Raw genomic sequence first — 26,792 nt, 5'->3', positions numbered from 1 at the left:
GCAGGCGATCGGCTGCTGGAATTTACGGCTACACTGTAGCCATTAATCGCGTGGGCCCGATCCGCGCCTGAGAGGTCGGAGACCGTCATGAGAGCAGCAGTCGTCGAGGCGCTGGGATCGACTCCCCGCTACACGGACTTCCCCGAGCCCCGAGTGGATCCCGGGCACGAGATCGTCGAGCTGGTGGCGACGGCGATCCACCCGGTCGTGCGCTCACGAGCGGGTGGGTCGCACTACAGCAGCACGAACGCGTATCCCCTCGTCCCAGGGGTGGACGCGGTCGCCCGGACCGCAGACGGCACGCTCGTCTACACCGGGGGCGTGCAGGAACCCTGGGGGACGTTCGCCGAGCGGATGTCCGTGCCGAGCACAGCGGTGGCCCCGCTCCCGGACGGTGCCGATCCCGTGGCGGTGGCCGCCGGCATGAACCCCGGCATGTCCTCCTGGATGCCGCTGACAGCGCACCGGGACGCGCACGGCGCACCGGCGACCGTGCTCGTCCTCGGGGCGACCGGGATGGCCGGAGGTCTCGCCGTCCAGAACGCTCTCGCCCTCGGTGCCGGGCGTGTGCTCGGTGTGGGGAGAGGGGCCGACGACCTCCGTCGGGTCGCCGGCCTCGGCGCGGAGACCGTCGAGCTCACCGGTACCGCGGACACCGACACCCAGGCGATCGCCTCCGCACTCTCGGGGGTGGTCCCGACGATCGTGCTCGACTTCTTGTGGGGCAGCGCCGCGCAGTCGATGTTCCGTGTGCTGGCGAACCTCGAGGGAGCGGGCGCGACCGAGTATGTCGAGATCGGCGCCATCATCGACGAGAACGCCCTCGTGCCTGCGTCGTTGTTGCGCAGCCGCCGCTTCGTGCTGTCGGGGAGCGGGATCGGCTCGTTCGACATGCGCCGCTACCTGAGCGAGGCGCGCTCGTACGTCGGGCGCATCGCGTCGGGACAGGTCGTCGTGCCGGCCTCGCCCTGTCCCCTCGCTCAGGTGGACGACGCCTGGCAGGTGGTCACCGGTCCGCGCCCTGTGCTCACCGCGGAATGACCAGTCGGCCGCGCGCCGACTGCTGAAGGCGCGCGGCCGGCAGGACCCGAGTCAGACGTTGCTGGACGAGAGCGCCGGCCTCATCGACGCCGACCCGCCGGTGGGCATGGGACCCGCACCTGCGCTCTGGCGACGAGGGCTCCCGCAGGCTCGCCGGGGTCATGAGGCGCGTCTGGATCTCCGACTCGCACCGCTCGTAGAGTCGTTCCATGGATCTTCCGCGCACCGTCCCCTTGCTGCCCTGCGCCGACATCGATGAGATCGAGCCGTTCTTCGCCGCACTGGGGTTCCGCACCACCTACCGCCAGGTCCGGCCCAACCCGTGCCTCGGTCTCACCGGTCACGGTTTCGACCTGCAGTACTACGGCCTGCCCGGTCACACACCAGAGTCCTCCCACAGCTCGTGCCTCGTCATCGTCGCCGACACGGGCCAGATCTGGGAGGAGTTCGCATCAGGACTGCGCGAGGCGTACCACCAGCTGCCGGTCAAGGGGTTCCCGCGTATCACGCGGCCACGCCCCCGGAAGAACGCCGGCGGGCTGAGTGGGTTCAGCCTCGTCGACCCGGCTGGGAACTGGCTTCGATTCTTCCCCGACGGCAACGCAGAGACCCCGCTCGCGGAGGTCAGTCGGTTGGGCGAGGCCGTTCAGAACGCGGTCGTGCTCGCTGACAGCAAGGGGGGACGTCGAACAGGCCGCCAAGATCCTCCGGGGTGCGATCAATCGCGCATCCGCCGACGATCCGGCGCACGGTGAAGCCCGCAGCTTTCTCGACGAGCTGACCGAGCGTCTGCCGGACGGCTGAGACGGGAGGGTGGCATCGCGGACACGGTGGCTAGGGTGGCTGGATGGCGACAGCTCTTCTCGTGCGGCACGGCCGCACCACGGCAAATGCCACCGGGCTGCTGGCTGGTCGGGCCGTCGGCGTCAGCCTGGACCAGATCGGGCGCGACCAAGCGGCTCTCACCGGAGCCCGGCTCGCGGCGGTTCCCCTGGTCGCGGTGGTGTCGAGCCCTCTTGAACGTTGTCAGCAGACCGCCCAGCACATCCTCGACCTCCAGGCCGGCACGCCGGTCGCATCGGTCGATCACGATCTCATCGAGTGCGACTACGGGCAGTGGCAGGGCCGCACGCTCTCCGATCTCGCGACCGAGGACCTCTGGCCGCTCGTGCAGTCGCAACCATCTGCGGTCGTCTTTCCCGACGGCGAGTCCATGGCCGCGATGCAGGCCCGGTCGGTGGCAGCGATCCGCCGCCACGATGCAGCCGTCGAAGCCGAGCACGGGCCCGAGGCCGTGTGGGTCGCCGTCAGCCACGGTGACATCATCAAGTCGATACTCGCCGACGCGCTCGGGATGCACCTCGACCTGTTCCAGCGCATCACCGTCGGCCCCGCATCCGTGTCGGTCGTGCGCTACTCCCCTGGCCGGCCGACTGTGCACGCGACCAACACGGACGCGGGTGATCTGTCGTGGCTGTCCAAGGGCATCCGCTCGGGCGATGCGCCGGTGGGTGGTGGCGCGGGGCACGAGGCGCCGTCAACCACCGGCGCCTAGAGTACTGAGATGCCTACACGTGTTCACGAGTTCGACTGGCCCGATCGGGCCGTCGTCGGCACCATCGGCCTTCCGGGGGCGCGCACCTTCTATCTCCAGGTGCGCTCAGGGACGCGGGTGGTGAGCATCGCCCTCGAGAAGCAGCAGTCGGCTCTGCTCGCGGAGAAGATCGACGAGATCCTCGACCAGCTCATCACCGTCGAGGGCAACCCCTTCAGCGTTCCCACGAGCACGCCCCCTGAACTTGTCGACAACGACGGTCTCGATGCCGTCCAGGAACATTTCCGCACGGGCGCCATGAGCCTGGGCTGGGACCCGACCACGGCCCAGGTCGTCATCGAGGCCTACCCCATCACGGACGCCGACGCAGATGACATCGATCAGGTGCTTGACGAGGACGGCGCCCACGAGACTGAGATGCTGTTGTTGCGGATGCCGGTCGGTACCGCCCGCGCTTTCGCCAAGCGCACCCGTGAGATCGTGGGCGCCGGGCGCCCGGCGTGCCCGCTCTGCGGCTACCCCATCGATGCTGACGGGCACACCTGCACGCTTCCCGAGGACTGATGTCGGCGACGGACCTGATGACCGCAGAGCTGACGATCGCCGGCCGCATCAGGACGGCGTCCAACGCCACGTTCCTCGGCACCGTCGGCGACGCGACGGTCGTCTACAAGCCGATCGCCGGCGAGAGTCCGCTGTGGGACTTCCCCGACGGCACCCTCGCGCACCGGGAAGTGGCCGCCTATCTCGTCTCGCAGGCCCTCGGCTGGGGCGTCGTACCGCACACCTGGCTGCGCGACGGTCCCCTGGGCGAGGGAATGGTCCAGCTCTGGCAGGAGCGCGACCCAGACCAGAGCGCCGTCGACCTGGTCGCGACGGACGACGTGCCGAGCACGGGCTGGAAGCACGTCCTCGAGGGACGGGACGAGAGCGGACGGTCGGTCACCCTCGTTCACGAAGACACGCCGGCGCTCAGGCGCATGGCCGTGTTCGACATCGTCGTCAACAACGCCGACCGCAAGGGCGACCACATTCTCGCCATGCCCGACAGCCACCGGCACGGCGTGGACCATGGGCTCACCTTCCATCGTGACCACAAGCTGCGCACGGTCCTCTGGGGATGGCTGGGAGACGCTCTGACCGACGAGGAGCTCGACGGCATCGATCGCGTCGCACAAGGACTGGGGGGCGACCTGGGACGAGACCTGGCGGACCTGCTCAGCGCCCCCGAGATCGCAGCGCTCGCTGCTCGCTGCTCGCGGTTGCGCTCCGCAGGGCAGTTCCCCGCTCCCGCCGGTGAGATGTCAGCCGTTCCCTGGCCGTTGTTCTGAGGTCGCACCGCCGCATCGCAGCGTCGCAGCGCGAGACTCAGACGTTGGGGCGGAACTCCACCACGTCGCCGTCGTGCATGGCGTGGTCCTTGCCCTCGGTCCATGGTCAGAACGCGATTCATCGGGGAGGGGCTGCGCGCGACCGCTACCAGCGTGGCCCAGTCGCCCAGGCGATGAGGAGGAGGAGGAGCAGGGTGGCGAGATGTACAGCCGTCCTGGGAACTGCAAGGTGCGGTGGGCGAGATCGAGCACGCCCACGACAACACCCAGCCGCGCCTCAACCGAGGACCAGGGCAACGATCAACGTCACACGCACCCAGATCGCATCATGCACCGCGCGATCAGAGCACCTCCGACGAACATGGTCTTCAAACCGAACGCTGGGCAGGACTGACCTCAAGCCGGCGATGAGGTTCGAGAGGTGGCCATGGCACCGCTCGTTCAGTCAGCGAACCATAGGTACGTCCGCGCGCTCGAACACGACATCGACACAGGCTTCCTCGATCGCTCTACGCGCAGAGTCGCTGAAGGCAGGAAAGTTGTCGCCGATCTGGAAGTGGACGACCGTAGCGTCGCGGGCAGACGCACGATCAAGGGTGCCGTCGGGGCGAGCGGCGTCTGGGACCTGGCAGGAGAGCAACCAGTACCGCAGCTCCGACCCGTCCGCCACCACGGTGAGCGGCAGCCAGACATGATCCGATGCGGTTGTTCGGACACCCTCGACCGCCGATCGCACGGGGTCGGCGTAGACGAGGACCTCGGCCTCCTCGACGTACAGCACCGAGGACGGCGTCGGACGGTCCGTGCTGACGCTGAGATCCATCCACTCGTGGACAGGGCCCGCTTCGTGCGCCGCCATCCACACCGCTTCCCACAGCTCCTCGTCGTCGTCCAGTGCCGGGTCGATTGACGCACTGCCCATACACCTGGGGGAGACGGCCCAGAGGGCGACATCCTCTCCGGACTCGATCATCACTTTTCGCTCACCGCTTCCTTCGGGTAGTCAGATCTCGTTGACCTGGCACGACGAGCCAAGATCAGACGTTGAAGCGGAACTCCACCACGTCGCCGTCGTGCATGACGTAGTCCTTGCCCTCGATGCGGGCTTTGCCTGCGGAGCGGGCGGCGGCGATGGAGCCGGTCTCGACGAGGTCGTCGAAGGAGATGACCTCGGCCTTGATGAAGCCTCGCTCGAAGTCGGTGTGGATGACACCGGCGGCCTGGGGGGCAGTCCAGCCCTTGTGGATGGTCCAGGCGCGTGACTCCTTGGGACCGGCCGTGAGGTAGGTCTGGAGCCCGAGGGTCTCGAAGCCGACGCGTGCAAGCTTGTCGAGGCCGGGCTCGTCGACGCCGGAGTCGGCGAGCATCTCGGCGGCCTCGTCGGGCTCGAGCTCGACGAGCTCGGACTCGAACTTCGCGTCGAGGAAGATGGCGTGGGCGGGAGCGACGAGCTCGCGGAGCTCGGCCTGGAACGCCTCGTCGGCTAGGCCGGCGTCGTCGGTGTTGAAGACGTAGATGAACGGCTTGGCCGTCATGAGCTGGAGGGACGCCAGCTGCTCGAGGTCGAGCTTCGCCTTCGCCGCGCCGGAGAAGAGGGTGGTCCCGGCCTCGAGGAGCTTCTGCGCCTCGAGGGCGGTGGCGAGGAGGGCGGCGTCGCCCTTCTTGATGCGCACCTCTTTCTCGAGGCGCGGGACGGTCTTCTCGAGCGTCTGGAGGTCAGCGAGGATGAGCTCGGTGTTGATCGTCTCGATGTCGTCCTTGGGCGAGACCTTGCCGTCGACATGCACGACGTCGGGGTCGGCGAACGCACGCGTCACCTGGCAGATCGCGTCCGCCTCACGGATGTTCGCGAGGAACTTGTTGCCCAGCCCCTCCCCCTCGCTCGCACCGCGGACGATGCCCGCGATGTCGACGAAGGACACGCTCGCCGGGAGGATCCGCTCGGAGCCGAAGATCTCGGCGAGCTTCCCCAGGCGCGGGTCCGGCAGCGGCACCACGCCGACGTTCGGCTCGATCGTCGCGAACGGGTAGTTCGCGGCGAGGACCGAGGCGCGGGTGAGCGCGTTGAAGAGAGTTGACTTGCCGACGTTGGGTAGACCGGCGATACCGATAGTGAGAGCCACGGGAGAAGAGTCTACGTGGGGCGACCGGGACGAGCGGGACGGCGCCTTCCGACGGCGAGGATCCCGCGTGGAGGTGCCTGCCCTCGTGGCGGCTTGCGCGGCCTGGTGTGCTGGCGCAGCATCGCCTGATGAACGAGAGCCTGCGGGACCACGACATCGTCGTCTTCGGCGTGACCGGCTTCGTCGGGGCGCTCGTGGCCGAGCACCTGGCGCACCACGCCCCCGGGACCGTCGGCGTCGCCCTGGCGGGACGCTCGCGCGAGAAGGTGGAGCGAGCCCGTGAGAGCCTCCCCGATCGCGCTCAGGACTGGCCGGTGATCGTGGCCGACGTGACCGACCCTGCGTCTCTCGCGGCGATGGCCGCCTCGACCCGGGTGGTGCTGAGCACCGTCGGGCCCTATCTGCGCCACGGGTTGCCCGTGGTCGAGGCGTGCGCGCGAGCGGGCACGCACTACGCGGACCTCACAGGCGAGACGCCGTTCATGCGCGAGGCGATCGACCGCTTCGACGACGTCGCCCGCGACAGCGGCGCGCGCGTGATCCACGCGTGCGGCTACGACTCCGTCCCCTCCGACCTCGTCGTGCTCACGCTGCACCGCCGTGTCCACGCCGACGGCGCCGGCGAGCTGGGTCGCGTCCTGTCGGTCGCCACCGCGAAGGGCGGGGTGAGCGGCGGGACCGTGAGCTCGATGCGCGGGATCGTCGAGCTGTCCGCCGGCGACAGGTCGGTCCGCCGGCTGCTGGCCGACCCGTTCGCCTTGAGCCCGGACCGCGCCTCGGAGCCGACCGTGTCCCAGCCGCCGGACGCTCCGCGGCCCGGGAGGACGGTCGACGGTCGCTGGTTCGCGCCGTCACCGATGGCGTCGGTCAACACTCGCGTGGTGCGGCGGTCCAACGCGCTGCAGGGCTGGGCCTACGGTCGCTCGCTCCGATACAGCGAGGTCGTCGGCACCGGACGCGGACTCAGTGGTGCGGCGGCAGCCGTCGGGGTCACCGCAGGTCTCGGGCTGGCAGCCGCGGCGTTCGCCGCTCCCCCGACCCGCGCCCTGCTCGATCGGGTGCTGCCCGCGTCCGGCTCGGGACCCGACGAGGAGACCCGCCGGACAGGCTTCTTCCGCATGGACGTCCGCGCAGTGACGAGCACGGGCGCGCACTACCGCGCCGTGGCGTCCGGTCCCGGCGACCCCGGCTACGCCGCGACCGCCGTCATGATGGGCGAGGCTGCGCTCGCGCTCGTGCTGGACCAGGAGCAGCTGCCGGACCGGGCAGGATCCCTGACTCCAGCGACGGGGATCGGCGACGTGCTCCTCGACCGGCTGCGCGCGGCGGGGCACACCTACGACGCAGCGCCACGATGAGGTGTGGTCAGCGGTTCGCGAGCACGCGCTGCATGAGCTCCGGGGCACGGGCGTCGTAGATCCGGCCGCCCATCCGGACGCCCAGCAGAAGTGACCCGGCGCCGGACACGATCCCGATCAGGAGCGCCCACCACCCGGTCGACGGGGTCTGTGTCACGACCGAGACGACGGCGAGTACGAGCGTCGGCAGCACGAGCAGCAGCAGGACGAGCCACCCGATCCCTTGCGTGACGAGGCTCGCCACCGCCGAGCCCTGCGGGGTCGCGAACGGCCCGTCGCCGGGCCGTGGCACCGGGTAGACGAAGCGTGCCGACACCACGCTAGAGAGTCCCAGCGCGCACAGCAGGACCGCGAGGGTGAGCCCGAGCAATGCCGGAAGGTCCTCCCACCGTCCGGTGTATGCCGCGGACCCGACCGCCAGCACCGTCGTGACGGGCAACCCGATGAGCACCGCCGCACCCGCACGACCGACCCTGTCGGCTCGACCGCTCACCCCGGTCGTCACGTGGAGCCAGAAGGCGCTGTGGTCGTATGCCACGTCTGCGGAGATGATCCACCCGAGGAGGAAGGCCGTGAGCGGGGCGAGGCAGAGCAGGACCGTGCCGCCGCCCCGGTCGAGGAACCCCAGGAGGAAGGGCAGGAGGGGCACGACGGCGAGCGAGCTGGCGTAGCGGGGGTCGCGCACCCAGTAGGTGAGGCAGCGTGCCACGACGCCCCAGGCGGGCGACGCGGGGACGAGACCGAGCAGGCCGAGGCCGCGCGACCGGCCACCGTGCTGGCCCCCGCGCGCCGGCGCGCTCACCTGGCGTTCGAGCGACCACGACCACAGGACCACGAGCGCGGCAAGGACGAGGAGCGCCACGACGAACCGGGCGAGAGCCTCGGCCGGGCGCCCCTCCGCGACGGTCCCGGGCACAGACCACACGGCACCGAACGGCAACCAGCCGACGATCTGACCGAGCTGGGTGACGGTGAGGCGGTCCGTGTCCAGCTGCTCCGACGCCCAGCTCAGGGCGGGGACCAGAGCGATCACGGGGAGGAAGACGACGATCCCGGCGACCTCTCGGAAGCGCCGGGAGACGCGCAGCGGTGCGAGGAGCGTCGTGGTGGCGCGGGAGCCGACGACGCACGTCGCGATGGCGAGGGGGGCGCACACGAGCGCCGCGAGGAAGGCCGCGGGCGACCGCACCCAGACGAGTGCGATGCCCACCGACGCGAGGAGCGTGACCAGACCGGGGATGCCGACCACACCCGACAGGGCGATCCCGAGCAGCAGGTCGCGGCGGCGGATCCCGTAGACGGCCAGCCGGTGCGGGTCCAGCGTGCCGTCGACACCGAACGCGACGAGCGGCAAGAACCACCAGGCGAGGGCGACGAGGCTCCCGACGAAGACGACGATCGTCGTGGCGAGCTCGACGTCACGTCGCCCGAGATAGGTGAGACCCGTGAGGACCGCCAGGAAGATGCTCGAGCCGTAGAGCAGCGCCACGACCAGACCGATGATCTGCCAGACGCTCCGGCGCAGCGAGTTGCCGAGCATGAGCAGGCGGAGCCTTACGAGGTGCGCAACCACGCGAGGTCCTCTGCCTGCCGTCGGTCCCCGACGAGCTCGACGAAGCGTTCCTCGAGCGTGCTCCCGGCCCGCACCTCCTCGACCGTCCCCGCCGCGAGGAGCCTGCCGCCGGCGACGACCGCCACGTGGTCGCACATCCGTTGGACGAGGTCCATGACGTGCGACGACACGATGACGGTGCCGCCCGATCCGACGTAGTCCGCGAGGATCTGCCGGATGCGCGACGTCGAGAGGGGGTCGACCGACTCGAACGGTTCGTCGAGCACGAGCAGGCGGGGCGCATGGATGAGGGCCGCAGCGAGCGACACCTTCTTCGTCATGCCCGCCGAGTAGTCGACGACGAGCGCATCGCGGGCGTCCGTGAGATCGAGAGCGGCGAGGAGGTCACGCGTCCGTCCGGCGACCGTGGCGCGGTCCATGCCGCGCAGAAGCCCTGCGTAAGTGACGAGCTGCGCACCGGTGAGGCGGTCGAACACCCCCACGCCGTCCGGCAGCACGCCCATGACGCTCTTCGCCGCGACCGGGTCGGACCACACGTCAGCGCCGGAGACCGCCGCGGTCCCGGCGTCGGGCCGGAGGAGACCCGTGGCCATGGAGAGCATCGTCGTCTTGCCGGCGCCGTTCGGGCCGACGACCCCGTAGCAGGAGCCGGCGGGCACGTCGAGGGATATCCCGTCGACCGCGACGGTGGCCCCGAAGCGCTTGTACAGACCGCGCAGCGACAACGCCGCAAGTGGTGGTGGCGACGCCCGTCTCGCGGTCGCCGGTTCCTCGAGGGCGCCCGTCATGGCACAACGGTAGCGGCTGCTGCGCGAGTCGGTGGTCCGCGATGTCGGTGGCTCACGGCAGGGTGATCGCCATGGGAACCCTGGTGTGGTGTGTTGTGGTGGGCCTCGTGTGCCTCGTAGTCGGATATCTGCTCGCCGTCGTGCGGTCGAGCGCACGGCTCCACGCGGCCGAGGTGCGGGTGGCACGCGCCGAGGCCGAGCTCGGTGCGCAGGGACGCGCGGCGGCCGACCGCCTCCGGTCACTCCAGGAGGACTCCGACCGGCTCTCCGACCAGTTCCGTGCGCTGGCGGCCGACGCGCTCGCCGCGAACAACGAGCAGTTCCTCGGCCTCGCCGAGCACCGGCTCCGCTCCACGCAGGTCGCGGGGCAGGCCGACATGGCCAAGCGTGCCGAGGCCGTCAACGCGATGGTCGAGCCGCTCACGCGGACCCTGTCTGACGTCCGCCAGCAGATGGTCGCGGCAGAGGAGGCGCGGATCGCGAGCGTCGCAGCGCTCGGCGAGCAGGTGCGCGGCATGCGGGAGACCTCGGAGCTCCTGCGTACCGAGACCGGCACGCTCGTGACGGCGCTGCGCTCGTCGGACGTCCGCGGCGCATGGGGAGAGATGCAGCTCCGACGGGTCGTCGAGGCTGCCGGCATGCTCAACCGGGTCGACTTCGTCGAGCAGAGCCACGTGAGCACGGACGACGGCGACCTGCGCCCGGACATGGTCGTGCACCTCGCGGGCGGGAAACGCGTCGTCGTCGACGCCAAGGTCGCGTTCCTCGGATATCTCGACGCCCAGCAGGCGACCGACCCCGTCCGTCGCGCCGAGCGGCTCGCCGCGCACGCACGGCACGTCCGCAAGCACATCGACGACCTCTCCGGGAAGCGGTACTGGGACCAGTTCAGCCCAGCACCCGAGTTCGTCGTCATGTTCGTCCCCGCCGAGTCGTTCCTCTCCGCAGCCGTCGAAGAGGACCCGTCGCTCCTCGAGTACGCGTTCGGGCGCAACGTCGTCATCGTCACGCCCATGACCCTCATGGCGCTGCTGCGCACCGTCGCCTACGCCTGGCGCCAGGACGCACTGGCCGAGAACGCGCAGAAGGTCCTCACCATCGGCAAGGAGCTCCACGGGCGCCTCGCGACGATGGGCACGCACCTCAACCGGCTCGGCCGGCAGATCCAGGGCGCAGCCGACTCCTACAACAAGACCGTCGCGTCGCTCGAGACGCGCGTGCTCGTCAGCGCACGCCGGTTCGCCGAGCTCGACATCGTCGACGACACCCTCGAGTCGCCGTCGCCCGTCAACCCCCAGCTCAGCGCACTCAGCTCCCCCGAGCTCCTCGCGTCCGTCGACGAGACCTTCGTCGAGCTCAGCGACGTCCGTCGGGGGTGACGGCTCTCAGCCCGACAGCCCGCACGAGCATCGGTCGGTCAGCCCACTAGCCTGGGACTCCGACCGGCAGCAGCGCTGCCGACCTGCCGCACCTGGGAGTTCCGTGCTCGAGCAACCTGAGTACCCGACCGTCGCCGACACCATCGGCCGGACACCGCTCGTCCGCCTGCAACGGCTGGCCGCAGACGCAGCGCCCGGGACGACCGTCCTCGCCAAGCTCGAGGGCAACAACCCCGCCGGCTCCGTCAAGGACCGGCCCGCGCTGCTCATGATCCGCAACGCCCAGGAGCGCGGGGACATCACCCCCGGGGACACCCTCATCGAGGCCACGAGCGGCAACACCGGGATCGCTCTCGCGATGGCCGCCGCCATCATGGGCTACCGGATGGTCCTCGTCATGCCCGACGACCTCTCGGTCGAACGAGCCCAGACCATGCGCGCCTACGGCGCCGAGCTCCTCCTCACCCCGACCCAGCAGGGCATGGAACACTGCCGCGACCTCGCCGCCTCCATGGCCGCAGCCGGCGAGGGACGCGTGCTCGACCAGTTCGCCAACGTCGACAACCCGCTCGCCCACTACCGCTCCACCGGGCCGGAGCTCTGGGACGCCACCGGTGGACGGATCACCCACTTCGTCAGCTCCATGGGGACCACCGGGACGATCACCGGCACAGGCCGCTACCTCACGGAGCGCAACCCCGACATCCAGATCATCGGCGTCCAGCCCGAGGACGGGTCACGCATCCCGGGGATCCGGAAATGGCCCGAGAAGTACCTCCCTGCCGTCTACGACAGCACCGTCGTGGACGACATCCGGCTCGTCAGCCAGTCCGCCGCCGAGCAGGGTGCGCGCGACCTCGCGCGCCACGAGGGCATCTTCGCCGGAGTCTCCTCCGGTGGTGCAGCCACCGTCGCGCTCCAGATCGCCGCCGAGGCACCCGACGCGACGATCGCCTTCATCGTCTGCGACCGCGGAGACCGCTACCTGTCCACGGGCATCTTCCCCGCGTAGACCAGGGAAGAGCCTCACCCACGGACTGCGGAGAGGACCACAACCTGCGGAGAGAGGTCTAGAGGACCTGGACGGAGAGCTTCTTGCGGCCGGCCCGCTTGGGCTGCGACGACTCCTGGCCGGCCAGCTTGAGATCGGCCCGGAGCTCGCGCGGGAGGGAGAACATGAGGTCCTCGGTCGCCGTCCGGACCTCCTCGACGTCGCCGTAGCCGCGCTGCGCAAGATACTTCAGGACGTCGTCGACGAGGATCTCCGGCACCGAGGCGCCCGACGTCACGCCGACGGTGCGCACGCCGTCGAGCCAGGACTCGTCGATCTCCTTCGCGTAGTCGATGAGGTACGACGCACGGGCCCCGGCGTCGAGCGCGACCTCGACGAGCCGCACCGAGTTCGAGGAGTTCGTCGAACCGACGACGATGACGAGATCGCACGCAGGCGCGAGCTTCTTCACGGCCACCTGGCGGTTCTGGGTGGCGTAGCAGATGTCGTCGCTGGGCGGGTCCTGGAGCGTCGGGAACCGCTCGCGCAGGCGGCGCACCGTCTCCATCGTCTCGTCCACGGACAACGTGGTCTGGGAGATCCACACGACCTTGTCCGGATCCCGGACGGTGATCGAGCCGACCTCGTCGGGCGAGTTGACGACCTGGATGTGCTCGGGGGCCTCACCTGCGGTGCCCTCGACCTCCTCGTGGCCCTCGTGGCCGATGAGGAGGATGTCGTAGTCCTCGTCGGCGAAGCGGACGGCCTCCTTGTGCACCTTCGTCACGAGCGGGCACGTCGCGTCGATCGTCACGAGCGACCGCGCCTCGGCGGCAGCGACGACCGCGGGCGAGACACCGTGCGCGGAGAACACGACCCGCGCGCCCTCGGGGACGTCGTCCGTCTCGTCGACGAAGATCGCTCCGCGGTCCGTCAGGGTCTCCACGACGTACTTGTTGTGGACGATCTCCTTGCGGACGTAGATCGGGGCGCCATGGAGGTCGAGCGCCTTCTCGACCGCGATGACCGCGCGGTCCACGCCCGCGCAGTACCCCCGCGGCGCGGCGAGCAGGACACGCTTGGCGGTGGGTGCGGGGGCAGCGTCGGGGGCCGTCTCGGGCGGGTAGAGGGTCACCCGGCCAGTCTAGGTGACCCGCGCGGAGCGGCACCTGCTCCCCCGGGTGCGCTCCACCACATCCACACGAGACCTCCCGACCGCGGCGGGACCAGGCGTCCGGGGCACGGTCGTCGGCACGGGCGTGGGTGCACGATGTCACCACCATGGTGCACGCTGGTGACGTGCCCTCATCGACGACGTCCCCCGCGACACCCCCGACGAGCTCCCCGCGCCCCGCGCTGGCGGCCCGCGCCGGCGACACGACGGCCGAGAACCCCTGGCCGGTCCGGCTGCTGTCGGCGAAGATCACCGACTACATCGACCGCATGTCACCGTTGTGGGTCGAGGGGCAGGTCGTCCAGCTCAACCGTCGTCCCGGCGCAGGCATGGCCTTCCTCACCCTGCGCGACTCGGACACAGACATGTCCTTGTCGGTCTCGGTCTACGCGAAGGTGCTCGACGCGGTGACAGGCCCCCTCGAGGAGGGCGCCCACGTCGTCGTGCACGCCAAGGCGACGTTCTGGGCCAAGCGCGGCTCCTTCCAGCTGCAGGCGGACCAGCTGCGCCCCGTCGGTGTCGGGGAGCTCCTCGCACGCATCGAGCACCTCAAACGGATCCTCGCGGCCGAGGGGCTCTTCGACCTCGAGCGCAAGAAGCCGTTGCCGTTCCTCCCCCGCGTCGTCGGGCTCGTCTGCGGCCGAGAGTCCAAGGCGGAGCACGACGTGGTGGTCAACGCCCAGGCGCGGTGGCCACAGGTCCGGTTCGAGATCCGGGAGGTCGCCGTCCAGGGGGCGTCCGCCGTCCCGCAGGTCAGTGCAGCCATCGCTGAGCTCGACGCGAACCCCGACGTCGAGGTCATCGTCGTCGCCCGGGGAGGCGGCGCCGTCGAGGACCTGCTGCCGTTCAGCAACGAGGCCCTCGTCCGCGCGGCAGCCGCGTGCCGGACGCCGATCGTGAGCGCCATCGGCCACGAGACCGACGCACCGCTGCTCGACCTCGTCGCCGACTACCGGGCATCGACCCCCACGGACGCGGCCAAGCGCATCGTCCCCGACGTCGGTGAAGAGCGCGCGCGGATCGTGCAGATGCGATCCCGCACCCGGGCAGCGATCGGGCACCGGGTCGACCGCGAGCGCGCCGGCCTCGCCAGCATCCGCTCACGCCCCGTCCTCGCATCCCCGCAGACGATGATCACGTCACGTGAGGACTCGGTCGCGAGACTGGTCGACGCGGCGCGCCACCGGTTCGAGCGGGTCCTGCTCGACGCGGAGTCCGGCATCCACCGCCTCGGGGCCCAGGTCCGTGCGCTGTCCCCCGCGGCGACCCTCGAGCGGGGGTACGCCGTGGTCCAGGGCCCTGACGGAGGGGTGGTCCGGTCCCCAGACGACGTGAGCAGCGGAGACGCTCTGCGCATCCGGCTGGCCCAGGACGAGATCGCCGCGACCGTCCGCTAGCCACCACCACCGCTGACCATGCCACCGTCCTCCACGAAAGTTGGTTTACTACTCCCATGCCCACCGACCACTCCACCCCCGAGAACGCCGAGGTCCAGCCGCTCGCGTCTCTCAGCTACGAGCAGGCACGCGACGAGCTCGTCCAGGTCGTCTCGCGCCTCGAGGCCGGTGGCGAGCCGCTCGAGGCGTCGCTGGCGCTGTGGGAGCGCGGCGAGGCCCTCGCCGCGCGGTGCCAGGAGTGGCTGGACGGCGCACGCCAACGGCTGGACGCAGCACGCGTCCCCGCAACCGATCTCGACGACGAGTAGGAAGAACACCATGCCGAAGAGTAGAGACCTCCCCGTCGCACCCGACCGCGCCCTGGTCATCGGTGAGGCGCTCATCGACGTGGTGCACCGCACCGACGGGTCGACCGCCGAGCACCCGGGCGGCAGCCCGGCGAACGTGGCGCTCACGCTCGGGCGCCTGGAGCGACCTGCGGAGCTCCTCACGTGGATCGGCAACGACGTCTACGGTGACGTGATCCGCAAGTGGCTGGCCAGCTCGGGCGTCACGATCGCTCCCGGCAGCGACGGCGCGTCGTCCACGTCCATGGCGATCGCGCGACTGGGCGCGGACGGCGGGGCGACCTACGAGTTCGACCTCAGCTGGAACCTCGGCCGGTCGGCACAGGTGCCGGACGGCACCGTCGTGGCTCACACGGGCTCGGTCGCGGCCGTGCTCGAGCCCGGCGCGACAGCTGTGCGACGGGTGCTGGGCTCTGCCCGCTCCCGCGCGACGATCACCTACGACCCGAACGTCCGCCCGAGCCTCATGGGGACCGCCGGCGCGGTCCGTCCCAAGATCGAGGAGCTCGTCGGGCTGGCCGACGTCGTCAAGGTGAGCGACGAGGACCTCCGTTGGCTCTACCCCGCTGCGGACCTCGGGGCGATCGCCACCCGGTGGCAGAAGTCCGGACCTGCTCTCGTCGTCGTCACCTACGGCGGAGAGGGAGCGCATGCTTACACGATGCGGGGTCGCGTCGACGTGGCGGCCCCGACGGTCACGGTCGCCGACACCGTCGGTGCGGGTGACTCCTTCATGGGTGCGCTCATCGACGGACTGTGGACCGCCGGGCTCCTCGGCGCCAGTCGTCGCGGCGCGCTCGCGACGATCGAGACGGAGACGCTCACGGCTGTGCTCGAGCAGTGCGTGAAGGTCGCGGCGATCACCGTGTCCCGGCCCGGCGCCAACCCGCCGCGCCGCCGCGAGCTGACCGCCTGAGCGACGGTCGGGCCGCGTCGGCTCAGCTTGCGGCCTTGACCTCTCGGTCCTCCCGCTCCTTGGACCGGGCGAGGGAGGTCTTGCGGTCCTCCTCGTTCTCGGCGTCGATGCGTGCCGCCTCGGCGTCGTCACGCGTGAGGTTCTCCCCGGTCTCGGGGTCGAAGACCATCATCTTCCGGGAGTCGAACCACAGGGTGGTCTCGTCCCCGTCGCGGACACGGCTGGCGGAGTCGAGCGAGACGACGAACTGCGTGCGCATGCCCTCGCCGTCGAGGTCCCGGTCGAGCTCCTCGAGCTTCGCGGCCACGTCTGGGTGCGTGTCGAACGGCACGTAGGCGTAGAGCTCGGAGCCGAGCCACTCGGTGACGTCGATCGTCGCGCCGAAGGTCCGGCCCTTGTCACGCTTGGACTCCTCGACGAGCGCTGCGTCCTCGAAGTGCTCGGGCCGGAGCCCGACGATGACGAGCGCTCGGTCCCCGACGGCCGCTGCGATGCGCTCAGGCAGGTCGAAGGTGCCGAACGGCAGCGTGATCTGCCCGCCCGACATCTCGCCCGGCATGAAGTTCATGGGCGGCGATCCGATGAAGCCGGCGACGAAGAGGTTGACCGGCTGCTCGTAGAGGGCTCGCGGGCTCGCGACCTGCTGCAGCTCGCCCTTGCGGAGGAGCGCGACACGGTCCCCGAGCGTCATCGCCTCGGTCTGGTCGTGCGTGACGTAGACCGTGGTGGTGCCCAGGCGTCGCTGCATGCGGGCGATCTCGGTGCGCATCTGGCCGCGCAGCTTGGCGTCGAGGTTGGAGAGCGGCTCGTCGAAGAGGAAGGCGTCGGCCTCGCGGACGATCGCCCGGCCCATCGCGACGCGCTGGCGCTGCCCACCAGAGAGGTTCGCCGGCTTGCGGTCGAGATGGTCGGTGAGCTCGAGGGTCTCGGCAGCGTGCCGGATCTTGCGCTGGATCTCCTCTTCGGAGAACTTCCCCTTCGCCAGGCGCAGCGGGAACGCGATGTTCTCCCCGACGGTGAGGTGCGGGTAGAGGGCATAGTTCTGGAAGACCATGGCCAGGTGCCGGTCCTTGGGAGCCTTCTCGTTGACGCGCTGCCCGCCGATGAGCAGGTCACCCTCGGTGATGTCCTCGAGCCCGACGATCATCCGCAGGAGCGTGGACTTCCCGCACCCGGACGGGCCGACGAGGATGACGAACTCACCGTCGGCGATGTCGAGGCTCACGCCGTTCACCGCGGGGAACCCGTCGCCGTACTTCTTGACGATGTTCTTCAGCGTGATGGAGGCCATCAGATCTCTCCTTGATCGGGGTGTGCGGAAGTGGAGGCTGCGGGGGTCATCCCTTGACCGCGCCCTGGGTGAGGCCGGCGACGATCTGACGTTGGAAGAGCAGGACGAGGATGACGACAGGGATCGTCACCACGACGGCAGCGGCCGAGATCGCACCGGTGGGTTGCTCGAACTGGGACGCTCCCGTGAAGAAGGCGAGCGCGGCCGGGACGGGGCGCGCGGCGCTCGTCGACGTGAGCGAGATCCCGTAGACGAAGTCGTTCCACGCGATGAAGAACGCGATGAGCGCCGTCGTGAAGACGCCCGGTGCGGCGAGCGGGACGATCGCCTTGCGGAAGGCCTGCCACGTGGTCGCGCCGTCGACCTGGGCGGCCTGCTCGAGCTCCCACGGGATCTGACGGAAGAAGGCCGCGAGCGTCCAGATGGAGATCGGGAGGGTGAGCGACAGGTAGGGGATGACGAGGCCGAGCCAGGTGTCGTAGAGCCCGATCGTGCGCCAGATGTTGAACAGCGGCGTCACGATGGAGATCACGGGGAAGATCGAGACCGCGAGCGCGGTCGTGAGGATGAGCCGCTTGCCCGGGAAGTCGAGCCGAGCGATCGCGTAGGCGGCGAGCGTCGCGAGCACCACGGCGATGGCGGTGGCGATGAGCGAGATGCCGATGGAGTTGCGCAGGGCGGAGAGGAAGAGGTCCTGCGCCGCGCCGTCGGGCGCGAGGATCGACTCGTAGTTGGTGACCGACCAGTCCTCGGGGAGGAACGTGCCGGTGTTCAGCTGGCTCGGCAGCTTGAAGGACGTGGCGATGATCGACGCGACCGGAAAGAGCGCATAGACGAGGACGACGACGGCGATGACGATCCACCAGAACCTCTGCTTGCTCGTGAGCGTGCCCATCAGCTCTCCCCTCTCGCTCCGGCCAGATCGACCTTGAACAGCTTGATGGCGGCGACACAGATGCCGATGACGCAGAGGAACAGCAGCACGGAGATGGCTGATCCGAGGCCGATCTCCAGGCGGGAGATCGACGTCTTGTAGGCGAGCAGGGACAGCACCTCGGTGTTGTACGCGCCGTTGGTCATGATGAAGACGTTGTCGAAGATGCGGAACGCGTCGAGCGCCCGGAAGAGGACGGCGACCATGATGGCCGCCTTCATGTTCGGGAGGATGACGCGGTCGAGGACCTGCCACGGTGTCGCGCCGTCGACCTTCGCGGCTTCCTCGAGCTCGCCGGGCACCTGGGAGAGGCCCGCGAGGAGGAGCAGCGAGATGAACGGGGTCGTCTTCCAGATCTCGGAGGCGATGATGACGAAGAGACTCGTCCACGTGTCGGCGAACCAGTTGAGGTCGGTGCCGATGCCCGGGACCCAGTCGAACCACTGGTTGATGAACCCCGAGCTGATGTCGAAGGCGTAGAACCAGGCGAAGGCGGAGACGACCGTGATGATTCCGTAGGGGACGAGGATCGCGGTGCGCAGCAGGCCACGCAGGCGCTGGATCGCGCGGTGCATGACGAGAGCGAGGGCGAAGCCGAGGATGAGCTCGACGACGACGGTGATCACGGTGATGAGGACCGTCACCAGCAGAGCCCGCCAGAAGACCCAGTCGGAGAGCACCACCGCGTAGTTGCCGAGACCGATGAACTCGCGGTCGTCGGGCGCGGTGAGCCGGAAGTTGAAGAGAGACTCGTAGATCGCCAGGAGGATCGGGTATGCCGTCACGGCGAGCATGACGACGAAGGCCGGGCCGGCGAGATACCAGCCGAGGCGGACCTCGGCGCGTGCCCGGTCGCTGCGGACGGGCTTCTTCGTGCGCGGTGTGTCCGGCTCGGGTGTCCGCTCCATCGCGCCGGGATCGATCGTCTGAGAGCTCACAACAGCTTCTCCCCTCGCAGGACGGAGATGATGAGGTCGGCTGACGCCCCGGGAGTGGTCGCCGGGTCGACGCCGTCGACCGGGTGCCACGTCTCCTGGAGGCCGGTCGAGACCTCGTTGTAGTACGGGGTCTGGGGTCTCGGGACGGCGAGCTCGAGGGAGTCTCGGATGGTCGCGGCCATCGGGAACGCCTCTTGGACGGCGGGGTCGTCGAAGGCCGTGGCGTTCGCGGGCGGGTTGCCGTTGGTGAGGAAGTACTCGGCCTGGTTCTCCGGGCTGACGATGCACCGGACCGCGTCGTAGGCGAGATCCACGTGCTCGCTGAAGGCGCCCACGCCGAGGTTGATCCCGCCGTAGGGCGGCGCGGTCTCGGTGTCGTCGAGCACGCGTGGGTAGAGAGCCCACCCGATGTCGTCGAGCACGGCCTGGTCGAGGGATCCTTCCTCGACGGCAGACTGGGAGGCGGCCCAGACGAACGGCCAGTTGACCATGAAGGAGCCTTCGTCACCCTGGAAGATCGTCAGGGAGGCGTTCTCGTCCTCGGTGGGCAGTGCCGGTCCGCCGACACCGGTGGTGCCGATCTTCTCGAGGATGGTCGCGGCCTCGCGTCCGGCGTCGCTCTCGAGGCCGAGGGCGATCTCGTCGCGACCGGCTTCCGGGTTCTCGACGATCGAGCCGCCGGCGGAGGCGACGAGCGCGTTGACCCAGACCGTGAGCGACTCCGCCTTCGCTCCTTGGACGGCGAGGAGCGCGTCCTGCGCCTCGGTCGCGTCGATGATCTGGTCCCACGTGACGGGCTGGGTCATGTCGAGCCCTGCCGCCTCGGCGACCGACGTGCGGTACCAGAGCAGCTGGGTGTTGGCCCAGAACGGCGCGGTGACGAGCTCGTCCTTCCAGGTCGCCCCGTCGAGCGCTCCCTGCACGACGTCGGCGGAGACCGCCTCGGCCACGTCGTCGGGCATCGGGGCGAGGAAGCCCGGCTCGGCGAGCTCCGGGATGAACGGGGGGTCGAGGCTCATGATGTCGATGGAGGAGTCGTTGGCGGCGAGCCGGCGGGCGAGCTGCTCGCGCTGGGCGGCCGCCTGGGTCGGCAGCCCTGACGTGACGATGCGGTAGGCGCCGTCCGCCCCCTCGGTGCACGTCGCGGCGATGGCGGCCTGCCCGCCGGCGTCGGGGTTCGTGTACCAGGTGAGCACCGGCGTGCCGTCGTCACCTCCTCCGCAGGCGGCGAGCGGAGCTACCAGGGCTGCGGCCGCCAGGACGGCCAGCGTCTTCGAGCGTCGTTGCACGGTTCCCCCGATCATGCCCCGCGGGGTCTCCACTCCGTCGTGGACACCGTGCACGGGACCGGTTGAGACTCCCTATCCTCAGGGGTACACGACCTCTGGTCGTCCCGCTCGCAAAGCGTCCGCTTTTGGACGATTTGTCCTCGGACACCGATCGATGGGATCCACCGTGCCACACTCCGCCTCGCCCTCGGCAGCCTGGGCCGAGCTCAAGGCCGGCAACGGCCGCTTCGTCGCCGACGCCATGCTCCACCCGTCGCAGGGCTTCGACCGCCGCGCCGAGCTCAAGGTCTCGCAGCACCCGTTCGCCGTCGTCTTCGGCTGCTCCGACTCGCGGGTCGCCGCCGAGATCATCTTCGACCAGGGGCTCGGCGACGTGTTCGTCGTGCGCACCGCCGGGCACGTGCTCGACACGACCGTGATCGGGTCCATCGAGTACGGCGTCGAGGTCCTCGACACCCCGCTCGTCGTCGTCCTCGGCCACGACTCGTGCGGTGCGGTCGCCGCCGCGGCCCACGCCCTCATGACGGGCGAGCAGCCCAAGGGCTTCGTCCGCGCCGTCGTCGACCGTGTCATCCCGTCGATCGTCAACATCACCGCCGCGAACGGTGGAGGCTTCCAGTCGGTCGACGCCGCCACGCTGCGACGCGAGCACGTGCGGCACACGGTGTCGATGCTCCATTCCTACTCGGCGGGTCTCGCCGCAGCCGTGGCCGAGGGCCGCTGCGCGATCGTCGGCGTCGAGTACGACCTCGCGGACGGCAACGCCCGCCTCATCGAGGTCGTCGGCGACATCGGAGACGTCCCGCTCGACGCCTGAGCGGGACGGGCCTCCCCGGCCCGCCGGCTCCCCCCGCTGCGCTCCACGTCACGTCCGCGGGACTCGATCTCGGGGCGCGGCGTGGGGCACGATGGGACCCATGACTTCCACACCTGACACCGACGTCACCGGCGAGTTCCGCATCGAGCACGACACGATGGGCGAGGTCCGCGTCCCCGCGACCGCGCTCTACCGCGCACAGACGCAGCGTGCCGTCGAGAACTTCCCCCTCTCCGGCACCCCGCTCGAGCGCAGCCACATCGAGGCGCTCGCTCGCGTCAAGAAGGCTGCAGCCCGCGCCAACGCCGAGCTCGGCGTCCTCGACGCCGACATCGCCGAGGCGATCGTCGCCGCCGCCGACGCGGTCGCAGCAGGCGGGTACGACGAGCACTTCCCCGTCGACGTCTTCCAGACCGGCTCCGGGACCTCGTCGAACATGAACACCAACGAGGTCCTCGCGACCCTCGCCAGCCGGTCGCTCGGCCGTGACGTCCACCCGAACGACCACGTCAACGCCTCGCAGTCCTCGAACGACGTGTTCCCCACGTCCGTGCACGTCGCCGCGACCGCCGGCGTCGTCTCCCACCTCGTCCCCGCGCTCGAGCACCTCGCCGAGTCGCTCGAGGCCAAGGCCGTCGAGTTCGCGACCGTCGTGAAGTCCGGTCGCACGCACCTCATGGACGCCACGCCCGTCACGCTCGGCCAGGAGTTCGGCGGGTACGCCGCCGCGATCCGCTACGGCATCGAGCGCCTGCACAGCGCCCTGCCGCGGGCTGCCGAGGTCCCCCTCGGCGGTACGGCTGTCGGTACCGGCATCAACACACCCGCGGGCTTCCCGCAGCGTGTCATCGCACTGCTCGTCGAAGACACGGGCCTGCCGCTCACCGAGGCGCGCGACCACTTCGAGGCACAGTCCGGGCGCGACGGCCTCGTCGAGCTCTCCGGCGCGCTCCGCACGATCGCCGTCTCGCTGACGAAGATCTGCAACGACCTGCGCTGGATGGGCTCCGGCCCCAACACCGGCCTCGGCGAGATCGCCATCCCCGACCTCCAGCCCGGCTCGTCGATCATGCCCGGCAAGGTCAACCCGGTCATCCCCGAGGCCGTCCTCATGGTCGCCGCGCGCGTCATCGGCAACGACGCGACCGTGGCATGGGCCGGCGCGAGCGGGTCCTTCGAGCTCAACGTCCAGATCCCCGTCATCGCGCTCGGCGTCCTCGAGTCGATCCGCCTCCTCGCCAACGCGAGCGTCGCGCTCGCCGACAAGACGGTCGACGGGATCACGGCGAACGTCGAGCGGGCACGCGCTCTCGCCGAGTCCTCACCCTCGATCGTCACGCCGCTCAACCGCGTCATCGGCTACGAGGCCGCGGCGAAGGTCGCCAAGCACTCCGTGAAGAAGGGCCTCACCGTCCGGGAGGCCGTCGTCGACCTCGGCTTCGTCGAGCGCGGCGAGGTCACCGAGGCGCAGCTCGACTCCGCGCTCGACGTCCTGTCGATGACGCGACCGCCGCAAGCCTGACCCGCGGCTCGGGGGCCGGGACACCGGCCCCCGAGCGACGCCTCAGACCTCGACGCCTCAGACCTCGATGCTCTCGAGCATCTCGGTGACGAGCGCCGCCACCGGGGACCGCTCGGAGCGCGTGAGCGTCACGTGCGCGAAGAGCGGGTGACCCTTGAGCGCCTCGATGACGGCCGCGACCCCGTCATGACGCCCGACCCGGAGGTTGTCCCGCTGCGCCACGTCGTGCGTCAGGACGACCCGGGAGGACTGCCCGATGCGCGAGAGGACCGTGAGGAGCACGTTGCGCTCGAGCGACTGGGCCTCGTCGACGATGACGAACGCGTCGTGGAGAGAGCGCCCACGGATGTGGGTCAGCGGCAGCACCTCGAGGATCTCGCGCTCGAGCACCTCCTCGATGACCTCCTTGCCGACGAGCGCACCCAGCGTGTCGAACACCGCCTGCGCCCAGGGGTTCATCTTCTCCGACTCCGAACCGGGGAGGTACCCGAGGTCCTGGCCGCCCACCGCGTAGAGCGGCCGGAACACCATGACCTTGCGGTGCTTGCGCCGCTCCAGGACCGCCTCGAGCCCGGCGCACAGCGCGAGCGCCGACTTGCCCGTCCCGGCACGACCGCCCAGGGACACGATGCCGACCGAGTCGTCGTTGAGGAGGTCGATGGCGATCCGCTGCTCGGCCGAGCGGCCGTGGACCCCGAAGACGTCCTGGTCCCCGCGCACGAGCTGCAGGTGCTTGTCCGGCGTCACCCGCGCGAGTGCAGAGCCGCGCGACGAGTGCAGGACGAGGCCCTTGTGGCAGTGCATCGGACCCGACGCCTCGACGGAACCTGCGTCCACCTGCGCGATCTCGAGAGACTCGTGCTCCCACAAGGACGCCATCTGCCCCTCGGTGAGGCTCAGCTCCCCCATCCCCGTCCACCCGGAGTCGACGGCGAGCTCTGCGCGGTACTCCTCAGCGCTGAGCCCGACGGCCGACGCCTTGACCCGCATCGGCAGATCCTTCGAGACGACCGTGACGTGCGCTCCCTCCGCAGCGAGGTTCGCTGCCACCGCGAGGATCCGGGTGTCGTTGTCCCCGAGGCGGAACCCGTCCGGCAGCACACCTGGGTCCGTGTGGTTGAGCTCGACCCGGAGCGTGCCTCCTGCCGGCCCGACCGGGATCGGGGCGTCGAGACCACCGTGCTGGATGCGCAGGTCGTCGAGCATCCGCAGCGCGCTGCGCGCGAAGTAGCCCAGCTCCGGGTGGTGCCTCTTGGCCTCGAGCTCCGTGATGACCACGATGGGCAGGACCACGTCGTGCTCCGCGAACCGGAGCAGCGCCTTGGGGTCCGAGAGCAGGACAGAGGTGTCCAGCACGAAGGTGCGATGAGTGTCCACGACAGGCTCCCTTCGACGCGTGCGCGTCTAGGTGCTCGAGCCCGCGATGCGGTGCGCATCACGGACGCGAAGCGAGTGGGTCGAGCGGTCTGCCGGTCCACCACGGAGCAGTGGAGCCGGGACCGGCCTCCCTGCTCGGAGCGTGCACTCCATGGGCTGGCCTCCCGTGAGCAACGTACGTGTTGCTCATGGCATGCAAAGTACGCCCGCGCACCCACGCTGTCACGGCCCAACACGCCGCGCGCGGCCCTCGTCACGCGACGTTAACCTTGCCGTCACGTGGCGGTTCCCGGGAGCGTCCGGACGGTCAGCCGGCGACCGCGACGTGTCCCGACTCTCGGCGCATCGCGACGCCCGCGACGAGCCCGACGACGAGCACGCCCACGACCAGCAGCATCGTCTGGCCGGCGGCGTGGGCGAAGCCCTCGTTGAACGCCGTCGTGGCTGCGGCGGCGGCCTGGTCCGCGACCTCGGATGGCACGCCGACCGGGACGTCGACCGCTCCCCCGGTCCCGGTGAAGTTCGCGCCGGCGAGGGCGAACCCCTCGACGAAGCCGTCCCTGACCTCGACAGGGAGGCCGCGCGCCGCCTCGGCGGCCGCTGCCGGGAGCGTCACGGCGAGCCGCGCCTGGAGCATCGCGATGATCGCCGCCGAACCGATGACGCCACCGACCTGCCGCGTCGTGTTGAAGGCGCCCGCTCCCGCGCCGGCGGTCCTGTGGTCGAGGCCCGCCGTCGCGAGGCTCGCCATCGGGGAGAACACGCACCCGGTGCCGATACCGAAGAGGAGCATCGGCAGGACGAGCGCCCAGGGCTCGGCGCCAGGCACGATGGCGCGATCGAGCCAGAGTGCCGCGCCGGCGAGGGCCGCGAAGCCGGTCACCATGATCCACTTCGCCGGGAACCGGTCGGACAGGCGACCGGCGACCGGGGCGATGACTCCCGAGAGAACCGATCCGGGCAGGCCCACGAGCGCGGCGTGCAGGGGCGAGAGCCCGAGCGTCGACTGCAGGAAGATCGTCAGCGGGAAGAAGATGCCGATCATCGCGAACGAGACGGCCATCCCGCTGACGTTCGCGAGCGAGAAGTTGCGGTGGTGGAACAGGCTCAGCGGGAGGAGGGCGGCCGGTCCTTGACGGTGCTGCCAGAGGAGGAAGAGACCGATGACGAGGAGGCCGACGCCGATGAGGAGCGGCACGCTCACCGGACCCCACACCTGGCCCCAGTCGTAGGTCTCGCCCTCCTGGAGCCCGAACACGAGCGCGGCGAGGCCGACGACGGAGAGCACCACGCCGACCACGTCGAACGACCGCTTGTCGGTCTGGAGCGTCGGCAGGGTCCGGACCGCGAAGAACAGCGCCACGAGCCCCACGGGGACGTTGACGAAGAAGATCCACTCCCACCCCCAGCTCTCGACGAGGAGCCCGCCGAGGACCGGGCCGGTGATCGTCGCGATGCCCGCGACCGACCCCCACGTGCCCATGGCGGCCCCGCGCTGGTGCGCCGGGAAGACGCGGGTGATGAGCGCCATCGTCTGCGGGGTCATGAGGGCGGCGCCCACACCCTGGAAGGCCCGAGCGACGACGAGCATGCCGATGCTCCCGGAGAGACCGCACCAGGCGGACGTGATCGTGAACACGACGAGGCCGACGATGAAGATCTGCTTGGGGCCGTACCGGTCGCCGAGGCGTCCCGTGACGAGGAGCAGCACCGCGTACGTCAGGAGGTAGGCGCTCGTCACCCAGCCGACGGCCGAGAGCCCCACGTCGAACGTGTCGACGAGCGTGGGGATGGCGATGTTCACGATCGTCGTGTCGACCATGATCATGAAGAACCCGAGGAGCAGCGCAGGCAGGATGCTCCACGGCGTGCGGCCGCGGAGGTCGACCGTGCTGACGGGGACCGCTGCTGTGGGGGTGCTCATGGGTGTCCTCGCGTGTCGGAGCAGGCTGCGGGTGTGCCGGACGCTCGACGTCCGGGCCTCGATCGTCTATTCCACCACCGACACGCGTTGCCCGACCGGGCGACCTGTCCGTACGGTGGCCGCATGACAGCCGTCGTGGCGCTCCTGCGCGGGGTGAACGTGGGCGGGCACCGGAAGGTCCCGTCCGCCGACCTGCGCGCCGTCGCCGAGCAGGCCGGCTTCACCGACGTCGTGACTCTCCTCAACAGCGGCAACGTGGTCGTCGTGGCACCGGAGGCCCTCGTCGACGACGCGCCCCACCTCGCGACGGCCCAGGTCTCTGCAGCGATCAACGCGGGGATCCTCTCCCGGCTGGGGCTCGACGTCCATGTCGTCGCGGTGAGCGCGGCGGCTCTGGACGAGGCGGTAGCCGCCAACCCGTTCCCGGAGGCCGCGCGCTCGGACCCGTCCCACCTGCTCGTGACGTTCGGCGCCGACCCGCCGGACGAGGAACGCATCCGCGCCTTCGACCACTCGGCCTTTCCCGAGAAGCTCGCGTGGGTCGGTGGCGTCGGCTACACCTACTTCCCGCAGGGTGTCGGCACGTCGCGTCTCACGCCAGCCGTGCTCAAGCGTGAGCTCGGGACCGACGGGACCGAGGGGACGTCCCGGAACTGGAACACCGTGCTCAAGCTCCAGGCGCTGGCCGCCGCCCGGGCGTGAGCCGGCGCTGCGCGTCCAGCGGTCC

The 26,792-nt window shown here is 70.2% G+C and carries 25 protein-coding genes; 14 read left to right on the top strand and 11 right to left on the bottom strand.

Annotation, left to right across the window (positions count from 1 at the left end; genetic code table 11):
- Positions 1–87: 87 nt before the first annotated feature.
- The 5 genes from ABKW26_RS11785 to ABKW26_RS11765 all read left to right on the top strand — a co-directional run bounded on the left by ABKW26_RS11785 (position 88) and on the right by ABKW26_RS11765 (position 3,927).
- Positions 88–1,041, top strand: a complete 954-nt coding sequence (locus tag ABKW26_RS11785) for a zinc-binding alcohol dehydrogenase family protein (protein WP_348593905.1) — start codon at positions 88–90, stop codon at positions 1,039–1,041.
- A 209-nt stretch (positions 1,042–1,250) separates the two neighbouring features.
- Positions 1,251–1,796, top strand: coding sequence for a hypothetical protein (locus tag ABKW26_RS11780; RefSeq protein WP_348593904.1), 546 nt, complete (start codon positions 1,251–1,253; stop codon positions 1,794–1,796).
- 92 nt (positions 1,797–1,888) lie between these two features.
- Positions 1,889–2,596, top strand: a complete 708-nt coding sequence (locus tag ABKW26_RS11775; RefSeq protein WP_348593902.1) for a histidine phosphatase family protein — start codon at positions 1,889–1,891, stop codon at positions 2,594–2,596.
- A 9-nt stretch (positions 2,597–2,605) separates the two neighbouring features.
- Positions 2,606–3,160 (top strand): DUF3090 domain-containing protein, encoded by a 555-nt coding sequence (locus ABKW26_RS11770; RefSeq protein ID WP_348593900.1) that lies wholly within the window; start codon positions 2,606–2,608, stop codon positions 3,158–3,160.
- The gene (locus tag ABKW26_RS11765; protein ID WP_348593898.1) at positions 3,160–3,927 is read left to right on the top strand and encodes an SCO1664 family protein; all 768 of its coding nucleotides are present in this window, start codon (positions 3,160–3,162) and stop codon (positions 3,925–3,927) included. The genes ABKW26_RS11770 and ABKW26_RS11765 overlap by 1 nt, the downstream gene beginning before the upstream one ends.
- Before the next feature lie 445 nt (positions 3,928–4,372).
- Here the strand turns inward: ABKW26_RS11765 and ABKW26_RS11760 are convergent, their stop codons facing one another.
- The gene (locus tag ABKW26_RS11760; protein WP_348593896.1) at positions 4,373–4,900 is read right to left on the bottom strand and encodes a hypothetical protein; all 528 of its coding nucleotides are present in this window, start codon (positions 4,898–4,900) and stop codon (positions 4,373–4,375) included.
- Positions 4,901–4,964: 64 nt separating this feature from the next.
- Positions 4,965–6,050 (bottom strand): redox-regulated ATPase YchF, encoded by a 1,086-nt coding sequence (gene ychF, locus ABKW26_RS11755; RefSeq protein WP_348593894.1) that lies wholly within the window; start codon positions 6,048–6,050, stop codon positions 4,965–4,967.
- Between the two features lie 128 nt (positions 6,051–6,178).
- Between ychF and ABKW26_RS11750 the strand changes: the two genes are divergently transcribed.
- Positions 6,179–7,408, top strand: coding sequence for a saccharopine dehydrogenase NADP-binding domain-containing protein (locus tag ABKW26_RS11750; RefSeq protein ID WP_348593892.1), 1,230 nt, complete (start codon positions 6,179–6,181; stop codon positions 7,406–7,408).
- Between the two features lie 7 nt (positions 7,409–7,415).
- On the opposite strand, the gene ABKW26_RS11745 is transcribed toward ABKW26_RS11750, so the two are convergent.
- The gene (locus ABKW26_RS11745; protein WP_348593890.1) at positions 7,416–8,981 is read right to left on the bottom strand and encodes a hypothetical protein; all 1,566 of its coding nucleotides are present in this window, start codon (positions 8,979–8,981) and stop codon (positions 7,416–7,418) included.
- Positions 8,963–9,769 (bottom strand): ABC transporter ATP-binding protein, encoded by an 807-nt coding sequence (locus ABKW26_RS11740; protein ID WP_348593888.1) that lies wholly within the window; start codon positions 9,767–9,769, stop codon positions 8,963–8,965. The genes ABKW26_RS11745 and ABKW26_RS11740 overlap by 19 nt, the downstream gene beginning before the upstream one ends.
- A gap of 71 nt (positions 9,770–9,840) precedes the next feature.
- Between ABKW26_RS11740 and ABKW26_RS11735 the strand changes: the two genes are divergently transcribed.
- Both ABKW26_RS11735 and cysM read left to right on the top strand, forming a co-directional pair.
- A complete protein-coding gene (locus ABKW26_RS11735; RefSeq protein ID WP_348593886.1) occupies positions 9,841–11,148 on the top strand; it encodes a DNA recombination protein RmuC in 1,308 nt (435 codons plus the stop codon).
- Between the two features lie 103 nt (positions 11,149–11,251).
- On the top strand, positions 11,252–12,160 hold the full coding sequence (cysM, locus tag ABKW26_RS11730) for a cysteine synthase CysM (RefSeq protein ID WP_348593884.1): 909 nt from the start codon (positions 11,252–11,254) through the stop codon (positions 12,158–12,160).
- A gap of 58 nt (positions 12,161–12,218) precedes the next feature.
- Here the strand turns inward: cysM and ABKW26_RS11725 are convergent, their stop codons facing one another.
- Entirely contained in the window at positions 12,219–13,274 is a 1,056-nt protein-coding gene (locus tag ABKW26_RS11725) for a 4-hydroxy-3-methylbut-2-enyl diphosphate reductase (protein WP_348593883.1), read from the bottom strand.
- 164 nt (positions 13,275–13,438) lie between these two features.
- On the opposite strand from ABKW26_RS11725, the gene xseA reads away from it, so the two are divergent.
- Genes xseA through ABKW26_RS11710 form a run of 3 tightly spaced genes read left to right on the top strand, consistent with a single transcriptional unit; the run spans position 13,439 to position 15,973 of the window.
- A complete protein-coding gene (xseA, locus tag ABKW26_RS11720) occupies positions 13,439–14,710 on the top strand; it encodes an exodeoxyribonuclease VII large subunit (RefSeq protein WP_348593881.1) in 1,272 nt (423 codons plus the stop codon).
- Between the two features lie 56 nt (positions 14,711–14,766).
- Positions 14,767–15,018 carry an exodeoxyribonuclease VII small subunit gene (locus ABKW26_RS11715; protein ID WP_348593879.1) on the top strand — a complete coding sequence of 84 codons (252 nt, stop codon included), beginning with the start codon at positions 14,767–14,769 and terminating at the stop codon, positions 15,016–15,018.
- A 10-nt stretch (positions 15,019–15,028) separates the two neighbouring features.
- The gene (locus ABKW26_RS11710; RefSeq protein ID WP_348593877.1) at positions 15,029–15,973 is read left to right on the top strand and encodes a carbohydrate kinase; all 945 of its coding nucleotides are present in this window, start codon (positions 15,029–15,031) and stop codon (positions 15,971–15,973) included.
- A 22-nt stretch (positions 15,974–15,995) separates the two neighbouring features.
- Here ABKW26_RS11710 and ugpC read toward each other — a convergent pair whose 3' ends face one another.
- From ugpC to ABKW26_RS11690, 4 genes are read right to left on the bottom strand one after another with little or no spacing between them, the layout of a single operon-like run.
- Complete coding sequence (ugpC, locus tag ABKW26_RS11705; protein ID WP_348593876.1) at positions 15,996–17,264, bottom strand: sn-glycerol-3-phosphate ABC transporter ATP-binding protein UgpC; 1,269 nt, start codon at positions 17,262–17,264, stop codon at positions 15,996–15,998.
- A 46-nt stretch (positions 17,265–17,310) separates the two neighbouring features.
- Positions 17,311–18,159 carry a carbohydrate ABC transporter permease gene (locus ABKW26_RS11700; protein ID WP_348593874.1) on the bottom strand — a complete coding sequence of 283 codons (849 nt, stop codon included), beginning with the start codon at positions 18,157–18,159 and terminating at the stop codon, positions 17,311–17,313.
- Positions 18,159–19,106, bottom strand: coding sequence for a sugar ABC transporter permease (locus ABKW26_RS11695; protein ID WP_348593950.1), 948 nt, complete (start codon positions 19,104–19,106; stop codon positions 18,159–18,161). The genes ABKW26_RS11700 and ABKW26_RS11695 overlap by 1 nt, the downstream gene beginning before the upstream one ends.
- A gap of 26 nt (positions 19,107–19,132) precedes the next feature.
- Positions 19,133–20,440 carry an extracellular solute-binding protein gene (locus tag ABKW26_RS11690; protein ID WP_348593873.1) on the bottom strand — a complete coding sequence of 436 codons (1,308 nt, stop codon included), beginning with the start codon at positions 20,438–20,440 and terminating at the stop codon, positions 19,133–19,135.
- Between the two features lie 139 nt (positions 20,441–20,579).
- Here ABKW26_RS11690 and ABKW26_RS11685 point away from each other — a divergent pair, with 139 nt between their 5' ends.
- Both ABKW26_RS11685 and ABKW26_RS11680 read left to right on the top strand, forming a co-directional pair.
- Positions 20,580–21,242, top strand: a complete 663-nt coding sequence (locus ABKW26_RS11685; RefSeq protein WP_348593871.1) for a carbonic anhydrase — start codon at positions 20,580–20,582, stop codon at positions 21,240–21,242.
- Between the two features lie 100 nt (positions 21,243–21,342).
- Positions 21,343–22,764 carry a class II fumarate hydratase gene (locus ABKW26_RS11680; RefSeq protein ID WP_348593869.1) on the top strand — a complete coding sequence of 474 codons (1,422 nt, stop codon included), beginning with the start codon at positions 21,343–21,345 and terminating at the stop codon, positions 22,762–22,764.
- Positions 22,765–22,821: 57 nt separating this feature from the next.
- Here the strand turns inward: ABKW26_RS11680 and ABKW26_RS11675 are convergent, their stop codons facing one another.
- Together ABKW26_RS11675 and ABKW26_RS11670 are read right to left on the bottom strand one after the other, a co-directional pair.
- Complete coding sequence (locus ABKW26_RS11675; protein WP_348593867.1) at positions 22,822–24,141, bottom strand: PhoH family protein; 1,320 nt, start codon at positions 24,139–24,141, stop codon at positions 22,822–22,824.
- Between the two features lie 307 nt (positions 24,142–24,448).
- On the bottom strand, positions 24,449–26,065 hold the full coding sequence (locus ABKW26_RS11670; protein WP_348593865.1) for an MFS transporter: 1,617 nt from the start codon (positions 26,063–26,065) through the stop codon (positions 24,449–24,451).
- A gap of 123 nt (positions 26,066–26,188) precedes the next feature.
- Between ABKW26_RS11670 and ABKW26_RS11665 the strand changes: the two genes are divergently transcribed.
- Positions 26,189–26,767, top strand: a complete 579-nt coding sequence (locus tag ABKW26_RS11665; protein WP_348593863.1) for a DUF1697 domain-containing protein — start codon at positions 26,189–26,191, stop codon at positions 26,765–26,767.
- Positions 26,768–26,792: the final 25 nt, after the last annotated feature.

This window comes from Sanguibacter sp. 25GB23B1, assembly GCF_040012415.1.
In the GTDB taxonomy this organism is placed as follows: Bacteria; Actinomycetota; Actinomycetes; order Actinomycetales; family Cellulomonadaceae; genus Sanguibacter.
Note: the sequence above shows the minus strand (reverse complement) of the source record. Positions and strands in the feature narration are given on the sequence as shown.